Source organism: Corynebacterium sp. Marseille-P4321 (assembly GCF_903645305.1).
Lineage (GTDB): Bacteria > Actinomycetota > Actinomycetes > Mycobacteriales > Mycobacteriaceae > Corynebacterium.
On sequence record NZ_CAHJXO010000003.1, the window covers coordinates 200,889 to 214,186 of the forward strand.

7 protein-coding genes are annotated in these 13,298 nt (G+C 64.6%); all 7 read right to left on the minus strand.

The genetic code is table 11. The features are described from left to right. Window positions 1-114: 114 nt before the first annotated feature. The 7 genes from HWX32_RS09360 to rplA all read right to left on the minus strand — a co-directional run bounded on the left by HWX32_RS09360 (window position 115) and on the right by rplA (window position 13,258). On the minus strand, window positions 115-4,113 hold the full coding sequence (locus HWX32_RS09360) for a DNA-directed RNA polymerase subunit beta' (protein WP_175935645.1): 3,999 nt from the start codon (window positions 4,111-4,113) through the stop codon (window positions 115-117). A gap of 71 nt (window positions 4,114-4,184) precedes the next feature. Then, window positions 4,185-7,682 carry a DNA-directed RNA polymerase subunit beta gene (locus HWX32_RS09365; RefSeq protein ID WP_175935646.1) on the minus strand — a complete coding sequence of 1,166 codons (3,498 nt, stop codon included), beginning with the start codon at window positions 7,680-7,682 and terminating at the stop codon, window positions 4,185-4,187. Window positions 7,683-8,044: 362 nt separating this feature from the next. Next, the gene (locus HWX32_RS09370) at window positions 8,045-8,971 is read right to left on the minus strand and encodes a DUF3068 domain-containing protein (RefSeq protein WP_175935647.1); all 927 of its coding nucleotides are present in this window, start codon (window positions 8,969-8,971) and stop codon (window positions 8,045-8,047) included. Between the two features lie 11 nt (window positions 8,972-8,982). Then, window positions 8,983-10,461, minus strand: coding sequence for a succinic semialdehyde dehydrogenase (locus HWX32_RS09375; protein ID WP_175935648.1), 1,479 nt, complete (start codon window positions 10,459-10,461; stop codon window positions 8,983-8,985). Between the two features lie 78 nt (window positions 10,462-10,539). Beyond that, a complete protein-coding gene (rplL, locus tag HWX32_RS09380) occupies window positions 10,540-10,929 on the minus strand; it encodes a 50S ribosomal protein L7/L12 (RefSeq protein WP_175935649.1) in 390 nt (129 codons plus the stop codon). 64 nt (window positions 10,930-10,993) lie between these two features. Continuing rightward, window positions 10,994-11,518 (minus strand): 50S ribosomal protein L10, encoded by a 525-nt coding sequence (rplJ, locus tag HWX32_RS09385; RefSeq protein WP_075466462.1) that lies wholly within the window; start codon window positions 11,516-11,518, stop codon window positions 10,994-10,996. Window positions 11,519-12,547: 1,029 nt separating this feature from the next. Beyond that, the gene (rplA, locus tag HWX32_RS09390) at window positions 12,548-13,258 is read right to left on the minus strand and encodes a 50S ribosomal protein L1 (RefSeq protein ID WP_075466464.1); all 711 of its coding nucleotides are present in this window, start codon (window positions 13,256-13,258) and stop codon (window positions 12,548-12,550) included. Between the last annotated feature and the right edge of the window lie 40 nt (window positions 13,259-13,298).

Sequence of the window (13,298 nt, forward strand, 5' to 3'; positions counted from 1 at the left end):
CGTCCATTTCGCAGAATAGCGACCTGCAGCGGATACCGTCGGAAAGCAAAAGCCCGGCCCCTCAGCGGGGACCGGGCTAGCAGACCGAGCTAAGCCAGAAGTGCTGGGCCTACTTTAGAGCTCCTCGAAGCCGTACTCGTCCAGCGGGACGGAGGCGCCGGTGAACTCGCCGTAGCCGTCGTCGCCGTAGATGGAGTCGCCGAAGCTCGGAATCGAGTACGCCGCGGAACGCGCCGCCTCGGTCGGCTTGACCTGGATGTTGCGGTAGCGGGAAATACCCGTACCGGCCGGGATCAACTTACCGATGATCACGTTCTCCTTCAGGCCGATGAGCTTGTCGGAGCGCTTGTTAATCGCGGCGTCCGTGAGCACGCGGGTGGTCTCCTGGAAGGAGGCCGCCGACAGCCAGGACTCCGTGGCCAGCGAGGCCTTGGTAATACCCATGATCTCGGAGCGCATCTCCGCCGGCTCGCCGCCGTCGGCAACTGCAGCCGCGTTAACCTGACGTGCCTCGGAGAGGTCGACCAGGGTGCCCGGCAGGAACTCCGTGGAGCCCGAGTCGATGACGGTGCCGCGACGCAGCATCTGGCGGATGATGATCTCGATGTGCTTGTCGTGAATCGACACACCCTGGGTGCGGTACACAGCCTGAACCTCATCGATGAGGTGCTTCTCCACACCGCGGCGGCCGAGAACCTCGAGCACGTCGTGCGGGTCAGCCGCACCGCGCAGCAGGCGCTCGCCCACCGTCACGTGGTCGCCCTCGCGCAGGCCACGCTCGATCATGGCGTCCGGGTTGGACTCCATCGGGCGGCGCACCTGCGCCAGGCCCTGGCGCTTGGACAGCTTCTCGTAGACCACATCGTCGGAGCCGTCGTCCGGGTGGATGGTCAACGTCCAGAAGTTGCCCTCGTCCTCGAGCGAGATGGTGCCCGCCACGGACGCGATCGGGGCGCGGTTCTTCGGCACGCGGGCCTCGAACAGCTCCTGAACACGCGGCAGACCACCGGTAATGTCGCCACCGACACCACCCTGGTGGAAGGTACGCATGGTCAGCTGGGTACCCGGCTCACCAATCGACTGCGCAGCGACGATGCCCACGGCCTCGCCGATGTCCACCAGCTGGCCAGAGGCCATGGACTTGCCGTAGCACTTCGCGCACACACCGGTCGGGGTCTGGCAGGTGAGCACGGAGCGCACCTTCACCTCGGCCACACCGGCGGCGACGAGCTCGTCGATACGCTCCTCGGAGAGCTCGGTGTCAGCTGCCACCACGACGTTGCCCTCGGCGTCCTTCGCGTCGGCAGCGAGCACGCGGCCCGACACGGAGGTCTCCACGAGGTCGTCGCGGACGAAGCCGTTCGCGGTCGCCTCCGCCACCGGCACCTTGACACCCTGGTGGGTGCCACAGTCCAGCTCGCGGACGATGACGTCCTGCGCCACGTCCACCAGACGACGGGTGAGGTAACCGGAGTCGGCGGTACGCAGCGCGGTATCCGCCAGGCCCTTACGGGAACCGTGGGAGTTGTTGAAGTACTCCATCACGCTCAAGCCCTCGCGGAAGGAGGTCTTGATCGGGCGCGTGATGTACTCGCCGCGGGAGTTCACAACCATGCCCTTCATGCCGGCCAGGGTCCAGATCTGGCGCATGTTACCGGCAGCACCGGACTTCACGATCATCGGAATCGGGTTGTCGTCCGGGTAGAGGTCCTCCACAGCCTGACCCACCTTGTTGGTGGCGTCCTGCCACAGCTCGACCAAACGGTCGTAGCGGTTCTCCTCGGTCAGGGCACCCTTCTCCCAGAACTTGCGCTCAATAGCTTCGGCCTCGCGCTCGTACTGCTCGAGCACCTCCTCCTTGTTCGGGAGGATGAGCACGTCGGACATGGAGATGGTCACACCGGAACGGGTGGCCCAGTAGAAGCCGGCGTCCTTCATCTTGTCCAGCGTCTGGGCGACGGTGATCATCGGGTACTTCTCCACCATCGACTGGATGATGTCGCCGAGCAGCACCTTGCCGGCACCGCCGCCCTTACGCACCATCGCGCCTTCCTGGTACGGGAAGTTGAACGGCAGCAGCTCGTTGAACATGATGCGGCCGAGCGTGGTGTCGGTCATCCAGGCCTGGCCCTTGGTCCAGCCGTCCGGGAACTGCTCCTGCTCGATCTCCGGGGTCGGGCGCAGGTGGTCGATGCGCACCTTGATCGGAGCCTGCAGGCCGAGCACGCCGCGGTCATACGCCATGATCGCCTCACGGTAGGAGGAGTACACGCCGCGTGCCGGGCCGTTCTCGTCGGCAGGTGCGTACGCGCCCTCGCCGCCGATCTCGTTCTCGCCCTTGAGCATCGTGAGGAAGTACAGGCCCGTCACCATGTCCAGGCGCGGCATAGCCAGCGGCTTGCCGGACGCCGGGGACAGGATATTGTTCGAGGACAGCATGAGAACGCGGGCCTCGGCCTGGGCCTCCGCGGACAGCGGAAGGTGCACAGCCATCTGGTCGCCGTCGAAGTCGGCGTTGAACGCCTCACACGCCAGCGGGTGCAGCTGGATGGCCTTACCCTCAACCAGCTTCGGCTCGAACGCCTGGATGCCAAGGCGGTGCAGCGTCGGTGCGCGGTTGAGCAGCACCGGGTGCTCCGAAATGGCCTCTTCGAGCACGTCCCACACCTCGGGGCGCTGGCGCTCCACCATGCGCTTCGCGCTCTTGATGTTCTGCGCGTAGTCGTTGTCCACCAGGCGCTTCATCACGAACGGCTTGAACAGCTCGAGCGCCATACGCTTCGGCAGACCACACTCGTGCAGCTTCAGCTGCGGGCCGACGATAATCACCGAACGGCCGGAGTAGTCCACACGCTTACCCAGCAGGTTCTGGCGGAAGCGGCCCTGCTTGCCCTTCAGCAGGTCGGACAGGGACTTCAGCGGGCGGGTGCCCGGGCCGGTGACAGGGCGGCCGCGGCGGCCGTTGTCGAACAGGGCGTCAACGGACTCTTGCAGCATGCGCTTCTCGTTGTTCACGATGATCTCGGGCGCGCCCAGGTCGATCATGCGCTTCAAACGGTTGTTGCGGTTGATCACGCGGCGGTACAGGTCGTTCAGGTCCGAGGTGGCGAAGCGGCCACCGTCGAGCTGCACCATCGGGCGCAGCTCCGGCGGGATAACCGGAATCGCGTCCAGGATCATGCCGGCCGGGTCGTTGCCGGAGCGCTGGAACGCCGCGACGACGCGCAGGCGTTTCAGGGCACGGACCTTGCGCTGGCCCTTGCCCTCGGCGATGATGCCGCGCAGCTCCTCTGCCTCGGCGTCGAGGTCGAAGTTGCGGATCAAGGTCTGGATCGCCTCGGCGCCCATGCCGCCGGTGAAGTAATCCTCGTAGCGGTCAACGAGCTCCTCGTAGAGGTTCTCGTCGATGATCATCTGCTTCGGCGCGAGCTTCTGGAAGGTGGTCCAGATCTCGTCGAGGCGCTCCACCTCGCGCTCACCCGCCTCGCGGATGTGCTGCATCTCCTTATCGGCCGCGTTCTGCACCTTCTTGCGGGCAGCCGCAGTTGCGCCGGAGGCCTCGAGCTCAGCGAGGTCCTCCTCCAGCTTCTGCGCGCGGTCGGCGATCTCGGAGTTGGCGTCGGCTTCGACTTCCTTCTTCTCCAGGATCATTTCCGCCTCGAGGGTGGACATGTCGTTGTGACGTGCCTCCTCGTCGATGGAGGTGATGATGTTCGCAGCGAAGTAGATGATGCGCTCAAGGTCCTTCGGCGCCAGGTCGAGCAAGTAGCCCAGACGCGACGGCACACCCTTGAAGTACCAGATGTGCGTCACCGGGGCGGCCAGCTCAATGTGGCCCATGCGCTCACGGCGCACCTTGGACTTGGTCACCTCAACGCCGCAGCGCTCACAGATGATGCCCTTGTAGCGGACACGCTTGTACTTGCCGCAGGCGCACTCCCAGTCGCGGGTCGGGCCGAAGATGCGCTCGCAGAACAGGCCGTCCTTCTCCGGCTTCAGGGTGCGGTAGTTAATGGTTTCCGGCTTCTTCACCTCGCCGTGGGACCAGCGACGGATGTCGTCGGCGGTGGCCAGGCCGATGCGAAGCTCGTCGAAGAGGTTTACGTCAAACACGTAAAAGTTCCTTTTCAGTAGTTTTTGGAAGATCGTTCGTCGAGACGTCGAAAAGCAATTGCTTTACGACGTTAAGCCGTATCGGCCGCAGCACCCTCATCACGGGAGAGGTTGATGCCGAGGGAGGAACCGGCCTGGTCGAACTCGTCGTCGTCGCCGTCGAGCTCCATCGGGGTGCCGTCAGTTGCCAGCACCTCGACGTTCAGACACAGGGACTGCAGCTCCTTGAGCAACACCTTGAAGGACTCCGGGATACCCGGGTCCGGGATGTTGTCGCCCTTCACAATCGCCTCGTAGACCTTCACACGGCCCACCACGTCATCCGACTTGATGGTCAGAAGCTCCTGCAGGGTGTAGGCGGCACCGTACGCCTGCATTGCCCACACCTCCATCTCGCCGAAGCGCTGGCCGCCGAACTGGGCCTTACCGCCCAACGGCTGCTGCGTAATCATGGAGTACGGGCCCGTGGAGCGGGCGTGGATCTTCTCGTCCACCAGGTGGTGCAGCTTCAGCATGTACATGTAGCCGACCGAGATCGGGTACTTGTACGGCTCTCCCGAGCGACCGTCGAAAAGCACGGTCTTGCCCTGGCCGTCAACCATGACGTCGCCGTCGCGGTTCGGCTTCGAGTTCGAAAGCAGGCCCTCGATCTCGTCGTTGGTCGCACCGTCGAACACCGGGGTTGCGGTGAGCGAGTCGGCCGGGACGTCGTAGAGCTGCTCCGGAAGCGTCTCCAGAAGCGCGGCGTTCTTGGGGTCGTCCGGGTCCACGGTCCAGCCGGCCTTCGCCAGCCAGCCCAGGTGCACCTCGAGGACCTGGCCGATGTTCATACGACGCGGAACACCGTGGGTGTTCAGCAGGATGTCCACCGGGGTGCCGTCCGCCATGAACGGCATGTCCTCTTGCGGCAGGATCTTGCCCACAACGCCCTTGTTGCCGTGGCGGCCGGCCATCTTGTCGCCGTCCTGAATCTTGCGCTTCTGTGCAACGTAGACGCGAATCATCTCGTTCACGCCCGGCGACAGATCGTCGTCGTCCTCGCGGGAGAAGCGGCGCACCGCAATGACCTTGCCGGTCTCGCCGTGCGGCACCTTCAGAGAGGTGTCGCGCACCTCGCGGGCCTTCTCGCCGAAGATGGCGCGCAGCAGGCGCTCCTCCGGCGTCAGCTCGGTCTCACCCTTCGGGGTGACCTTGCCCACCAGGATGTCGCCGTCGCGCACGTCCGCACCGATGCGGATGATGCCGCGCTCGTCGAGGTCCTTCAGCACGTCCTCCGAGACGTTCGGGATCTCGCGCGTGATCTCCTCGGCACCCAGCTTGGTGTCGCGGGCGTCGATCTCGTGCTCCTCGATGTGCACGGAAGTGAGGATGTCCTCCTCCACCACGCGCTGGTTGAGGATGATCGCGTCCTCGTAGTTGTGGCCTTCCCACGGCATGAACGCAACCAGCAGGTTGCGGCCGAGCGCCATCTCGCCGTCCTTCGTGCCCGGGCCGTCGGCGATGACCTGGCCGGCCTCGACGCGCTCGCCCGCATCCACGATCGGGGTCTGGTTGTAGCAGGTGCCCTGGTTGGTGCGCTCGAACGTGCGCAGCATGTAGGTGTCGCGGCCGCCCTCGTCGTCCATCACGGTGATGAAGTCGCCGGTGACGTTCTCCACCACGCCGGACTTCTTCGAGATGACCACATCGCCCGCGTCGTACGCAGCGCGCTGCTCCATACCGGTGGCCACGTACGCCGCCTCGGAGCGCAGCAGCGGCACAGCCTGCTTCTGCATGTTCGCGCCCATCAGCGCGCGGTTCGCGTCGTCGTGCTCCAGGAACGGGATCATCGCGGTCGCGACGGAAACCATCTGGCGCGGGGAAATATCGAGGTAGTCCACGCCCTGCGGGCCGACGACGCCGATGTCGCCGTCCTTCAGGCGGACCTCGATGCGCTCACCGGTGAGGTTGCCGTCCTTGTCCATCGGGGTGGCCGCCTGCGCGATGGCGTAGCGGTCCTCCTCGTCGGCGGTGAGGTAGTCGATCTGGTCGGTGAGCTTGCCGTTTTCAACCTTCTGGTACGGCGTCTCGATGAAGCCGAACGGGTTTACGCGGGCGTAGGAAGCCAGCGCGCCGATCAGGCCGATGTTCGGACCCTCAGGGGTCTCAATCGGGCACATGCGGCCGTAGTGCGACGGGTGCACGTCTCGCACCTCGATGCCGGCACGCTCACGGCTCAGGCCGCCCGGGCCGAGCGCGGACAGGCGGCGCTTGTGCGTCAGGCCGGACAGGGAGTTGTTCTGGTCCATGAACTGCGACAACTGCGAGGTGCCGAAAAACTCGCGGATAGCCGCAGAGACCGGGCGCACGTTAATCAGCGACGTAGGAGTGATCGACTCCGCGTCCTGGGTGGTCATGCGCTCGCGCACGACACGCTCCATGCGGGACAGGCCGACGCGGACCTGGTTCTGGATCAGCTCACCCACGGTGCGCAGGCGGCGGTTGCCGAAGTGGTCGATGTCGTCGGTGTTGATCGGGATGACCTGGCCCTCCGGCGACGTCATCTCGGTCTCACCGGCGTGCAGGCGCACAAGGTACTCCAGCGTGGTGGCGATGTCTTCCTCGGTGAGCACCATCAGACCGTCATGGTCGCCACCGAGCCCCAGCTTGCGGTTGACCTTGTAGCGGCCCACACGGGCCAGGTCGTAGCGCTTCGCCTTGAAGAACGAGTTCTCCAGCAGCGACTGCGCCAGATCGCGCGTCGGCTGCTCGCCCGGACGCTGCTTGCGGTAGATCTCCAGCAGCGCCTCGTCCGTGTTGTTCACACCGTCGTTTTCCAGCGTGGACATCATGATCTCGGAGAAGCCGAAGCGCTCCGTGATCTGCTCCGTGGTCCAACCCAGCGCCTTGAGCAGCACGGTGACCGGCTGGCGGCGCTTGCGGTCGATGCGCACACCGACGGTGTCGCGCTTATCCACGTCAAACTCCAGCCACGCACCGCGCGACGGGATCACCTTCACGGAGTGCAGCGGGCGCTCGGTGGACTTATCAATCGTCTCGTCGAAGTAGACACCCGGCGAGCGCACGAGCTGGGAGACAACGACACGCTCGGTGCCGTTGACAATAAAGGTGCCCTTGTCCGTCATCAGCGGGAAATCGCCGATGAACACGGTCTGGGACTTGATCTCCTGCGTGTCGTTGTTAATGAACTCCGCAGTGACGTACAGCGGAGCTGAGTAGTTGATGTCCTTCTCTTTCGCCTCGTCGATCGTGTACTTCACGTCTTCGAAGCGCGGCTCGGAGAGCGTCAGGCTCATGTTGCCGGAGTAATCCTCAATCGGAGAAATCTCCTCGAGGATGTCCTCCAGGCCGCTCGTCACGCGGGCGTCCGCGCCACGGTTCGCCTGCTCGCGCTCGCGCCACTCCTCCGTGCCCACGAGCCACGCAAAGGATTCGAGCTGCACATCTAGAAGCCCGGGGACGGTAATGGGCTCATTAATCTTCGCGAACGAGTAACGTTCGGGAGCCCCGGGGATATCAGCCATATTCATGGTCTGGTCTGAGACTGCCAAGTTGGGTCCTTCCAGCACCTTGGGCGGTACGTCGCCCAGCCCGCTCTGGCTTGCGCGAGCTGGTGGCGTTTCCGCAGGTAAAGTTAGCATTCGGTCTGCTTCGGAAGACCCGCCCCCAGAAACAGCAAAATCACCTTGTCAAATGCAGCCAAAATTGACGTTGAACAAGGTTTCTGCAGATGGCTGGAGACGGCTTCCAGCGCAACGACTCAGCTTAGACCAAAAGCTGGAACTTGTAAAGGCGATCCGGGATCCCTCAGCCCGTCGCCACAATGCGGGGAAGTCTAACACCGATCTGCGCACAGGCCGCAACCGCAACGGCGTTTTGGGGCACTTTGCTTATCGACGGCTTATCGACGGCTGCCGGCGACTCCCGGCACCTACCGGCGCCCCGGGCGCAGCGCCCCAATCAATCCCGCCGCCAGCAACATCGCACCCAGGCCGGCAATCCCCCACTGCCACGCCCGCTGCGTCGACGGCGCGTGCGAGTTCCCAAGGCGGCGCAGCAGTTCCTCGGTCTGCGCGCGGTCCATCTTCCCGTCGTAAGTGACGATGTTGCGCACTCCCCGCCCGTCTTCCGTGGCGTAGTAGTCGTCCACCATCTCGTCGATGCCCACCACTACCCCGGTGATCTGGTCCACCAGCAGCTCACGCTCGGCGCGGTGGAAGAGGAAGGTGCGAATCTGCCCGCCGTTTTCACCCGGCACAGCCAGCGTGTTGCGCATGTCCGCGTATCGCAGCGCAACGTTCGTCGGCTCCACCACCTGGGAATAGCGGTACACGGTGCGCCCCGCGATCTCTTCCTCACCCACGAACTGCGCGGGTGTCGATCCGCGCAGCATCGGGTCAAACACCTGCACCGCTTCCTTAGGCGCGGGGGCGGGGAACTTCAACCAGGCACCGTCGATAGGCACCTGCGCTGGCGGCATAGCCATCACCAGCTGTACCTGCGCGTCCCCCTGCGCACTACCTGTGACCCGGTCCAGCACGTAGGACCAGGTGGACGCGGAGACGAGGTTGTCGAAATCGCTGCCCGCATCGCCGGCGCGCACCGTATCGCCGATGCGCACGCTGGCGGTGTCGTCGTCAGACGGGTTCTGGATCTCCATGTGTAGCTGACGCACCACCGGAGCCGGCTCGCCGTCGCGCGTGCCCTCCGCGTCCTCGATAGTCCACGTCGCCTGCCCCAAGTCCAACGGCAGGCGCGCCCCGGAAAGCAGCACCCGCGGCGCGAGCAACCCAGCGACCATCAACGCCACGCCGAGCCCGGCGAGCAGCGTGGACAAAACCCTGGATTTAGGCAGCATGGTGCGCCAGTTTAGCGCAGCAGCCCCCGGCCCCATTTCAACGCCGCCGCCATCGCGTCGGCGAACTCGGCGCGCGGCAGCCCGTTCGCCACCAGATTCATCCCGCGCGTTAAGGTCACATTGCGCGGCTCGGTGTACTTCAAAATGCCGTGTTCACCGTGGCGTCGGCCCGTACCGGAACGTTTCCAGCCACCCATCGGCGCGTCCATCGTGCTCCACGCCGGGGCGTAGCCCTCGTTGATGTTCACGGTGCCGCACTGCAGCTGCGACGCGAGCTGCCGGGCAGTCGCGGGCGCCGCCCACACTGAGGCGTTCAGCCCGTAGTCGCTCGCGTTCGCGCGCTTCACCGCCTGCGCCAGCGACTCCACCACCTCGACGTACACCACGGGGCCGAACACTTCCTGGGTGTGCAGGTCGGCGGACGGGGGAACGTCGATAAGCACTGTGGGCTCGAAAAACGCGGGCCCCGTTCGGTGCCCACCTGTAAGCACACGGGCGCCCTTCGCCACCGCGTCGTTCACAAACGCCTCGATGCGGTCGGTGTGCTCGGCCGAAATCTGCGAGCCCATATCCAGCTCCCACTCGCGCCCCGCACCCACCTTCATCCCCCGCACGCGCTCCACGAACGCAGGGATGAACGTCTCCGCCACATCCGCGTGGACGTACATCCGCTCGATGGAAATGCACAGCTGCCCCGAGTTGGCGAAGCACGCCGCCCACGCACCCTCCACCGCACGCTCGAGCGGCGCATCGGGCGCCACGATCATCGCGTTCTTGCCGCCGAGTTCCATCGAGTAATCAATCAGACGCGCCGCCGCCTGCTGCGCCAGCTTCGCCCCCGTTGCCGTGGAACCGGTGAACATGAGGAAGTCGCAACGCTGCACGATCGCCTGGCCCACCTCCTCACCGGTGCCGGTGACCACCTGGAACACCCCGTCCGGCAGCCCCGCAAGCGCCAGCAGCTCCTGGGCTTTGAGCGCCGAAAGCGGCGTGCGCTCGTCCGGCTTGACCACCACCGCATTGCCCGCCATCAACGCCGGCAGCGCATCCGACACCGCCAGCGAAAGCGGGTAATTAAACGGCGCGATCACGCCCACCACGCCCTTCGGCGGGCGCTGCTCCCAGGTAGAGGTGAGCACAGGAGCAAATGCTTTACGACGCTTCGTCCGCACCACCTTCGCCCCGTTATAGGCGTAATAGCGCGCCGTCATCGCAACGTCCATCACTTCTTCCAGCGCCGAGAGACGATTCTTGCCGTTCTCATCCTGGATGAGATCCATCAGCTCATCGCGGCCGTCGATGACCAGGTTGTGCAGGCGCTTCAGCACACGGGCGCGCTCCCCCAAGCTCGTCCGCGCCCACTGCGCCTGCGCCCGCCGGGCCCTGGTGAACGCCTCCTCCACGTCGTCCTCGGTGCCCCGCGGAACCTGCCCGAGGACGGCTCCGGTTGCCGGGTTGGTGACGTCGATAAGCTCGCGCATTTTCTCCATAGCGCCCCAGGGTAAGCGAAACCCCCGCCGCCGCGGTGAAACGCGGAGACGGGGGAAACGCAGATAAGCGAAAAGTGCTTACTTGAGGGTGACGGTAGCGCCAGCCTCTTCCAGCTTGGTCTTCGCAGCCTCGGCGTCGTCCTTGTTGGCACCCTCGAGGATAGCCTTCGGAGCACCCTCGACCATTTCCTTGGCGTCCTTCAGGCCCAGGCCCGGAACCAGCTCGCGCACGACCTTGATCACGCCGATCTTCTTGTCGCCAGCGTTCTCGAGCACGACGTCGAACTCGTCCTTCTCCTCAGCGGCAGCCTCGCCGCCAGCAGCCGGAGCACCAGCAGCCGCAACGGCAACCGGAGCAGCAGCGGTCACGTCGAAGACCTCCTCGAACTCCTTCAGGAACTCGGAAAGCTCGATGAGGGTCATTTCCTTGAACTGCTCAATGAGCTCGTCCTTGGACAGCTTAGCCATAATGGCATCCTTTCTGTTGCGGGCGACCGTTTACCCGTTCGCCCAGTTGTATGTGGTGTAAGTCTTATGCAGCTTCGTCCTGCTTGTCCTGCAGCGCAGCGACAAGGCGGGCGGTCTTGGACGCCGGAGCCTGGAACAGGCCGGCAGCCTTTGCCAAGGAACCCTGGAAGGCACCAGCGATCTTCGCAAGGGTGGTCTCGCGGTTGTCCATCTCGGCCAGAGCGTCGACCTGGGAAGCATCGAGGACGTTGCCGTCCATGAAGCCGCCCTTGATCACGAACGCGTCGTGGTCCTTGTTGAACTTCTTCATCACCTTCGCAGCGTCGACAGCTGCATCGCCCTGAATGAAGGCGACAGCGGTCGGGCCGGTGAGAAGATCATCGAGACCCTCGATCCCCTGCTCGTTCGCAGCGATCTTGATGAGGGTGTTCTTGGCGACGTGGTACTCGACATCAAAACCCAGCTCGCCGCGCAGCTCCTGCAGCTGACCAACGGTCAGGCCACGGTACTCAGTGAGCACGATGGAGTTAGCCTCAGCGAACTTGCCCTTGAGCTCTTCGAGCTCTTTGGTGTTCTTCGGGTTTGCCATGACACACGCCTCCTTCCGATTCTTCGTTTTCCTGTCCGCCGGAGCCCTTCGCTAGAGAAAGCGAAAAACCCCGTGCAGAAGCACGAGGCATCGTAGAATGTGCCACGTTTCTCCTGCGTGGGCCGACCCCTTGCGGGATACCTTCGACTCTGTTGCCAGAGTGGCCGACGGTCTTCGGTGAAACTTGAGCGTTACTCAAACTTCGGGTGGGTACTTTACTTGGCGTTGCGCGAGGAACCAAATCGCAGTGTGGCGGGATGGTGTTTTGGGCCCGGCCGCGCCGTCGGCAGGGTCTGGGCCGCCAGCGGTAGGGCCTGGGCCGCCAGCGGTAGGGCCTGGGCCGCCAGCGGTAGGGCCTGGGCCGCCAGCCTTGAATTCAGCTAGTTGGGATGGCAACTTCGTCGTTTTTCACCGAAATTGCCAATCCTTCTAGCTGGGTTTGGCGGCAGCGGCCGGGCCCCACCCTGCCCTCGTGGGAAAGATGGCAGCCCCAAGGTTGAAAACCATTCCGCTCCCGTTTCCCGGGCAAATGCGGCCGCCGATGTCATCTTTGGCACGATCACGCCTCGCGGTTGTAGACCCCAGCGCTGGCGTCTACATTGCGGCGGTCTGAAGTAGACCCCAGCGTGTGTTGTAGACGCCAGAGATGTTACGACCTGCGCTTTTGTGGTAGACCCCAGCGCTGGCGTCTACATGCGGTGCCGGCGAAGTAGACCCCAGCGTTGGGGTCTACAACCCGGGCGGGGAACAGCGCCTTTATCGGCGGAAAGTGCGGCTTGGCGGCTGGCGGCTGGCGGCTGGCGGCTGGCGGCTGGCGGCTGGCGGCTTGGCGGCTGGCGGCTTGGCGGCTGGCGGCTGGCGGCTGGGAACCGGCAGCCAGCAACCAGCGCCTGGCGAGCTCCCGAACACCAAAAAGAAACCCGCCGCGGCCGCGCAAGAAACGCAGCCGTGGCGGGTATCAGGCTTCAGTTTCCAGGGGTGAAACTGCTAGGACCCCTGGAAAACGGAGCACCCCGAGAACTCCAGGAACTAGTCCTTCTGGGAGTAGTTCTTCTGCACGTTCGGGTCAACCGGCACGCCCGGGCCCTGGGTCGCCGAGACGGCGATCTTCTTCAGGTAGATGCCCTTGGCGGATGCGGGCTTGAGGCGGATGACCTCGTCGAGAAGCGCGCCGTAGTTCTCAGCGAGCTGCTCCGGGGTGAAGGATGCCTTGCCGATCAGCGCGTGCAGGTTCGAAGCCTTGTCCACGCGGAAAGCGATCTTGCCGCCCTTGGAGTCCTGGATGGCCTTCGCCACGTCCGGGGTGACGGTGCCGGTCTTCGGGTTCGGCATGAGACCACGCGGGCCCAGCACGCGGGCGACGCGGCCAACCTTGGCCATCTGGTCCGGCGTTGCGATGGCAACGTCGAAGTCGATCTGGCCGTTGTTAATCTGCTCGATCAGCTCGTCGGTGCCAACGATGTCGGCGCCAGCCTCCTGAGCCTTGGTTGCGTTCTCGCCCTCAGCGAAGACAGCCACGCGGACGGTCTTACCAGTACCGTGCGGCAGGTTCACGGTGCCGCGAACCAGCTGGTCGGCCTTGCGCGGGTCGACGGACAGGCGCATTGCGACGTCGATGGTGGCGTCGTACTTGTCGGAGGACGTCTCCTTCGCCAGGGTGACTGCGTCGAGCGGGTGGTACAGCGCCTCGCGGTCCACCTTCGCCAGCTGCTCGAGGTAACGCTTGGATTTCTTAGCCATGTTCAGTTCCTTTCATGCCGCACTCGCTCAGCGCAGCGGG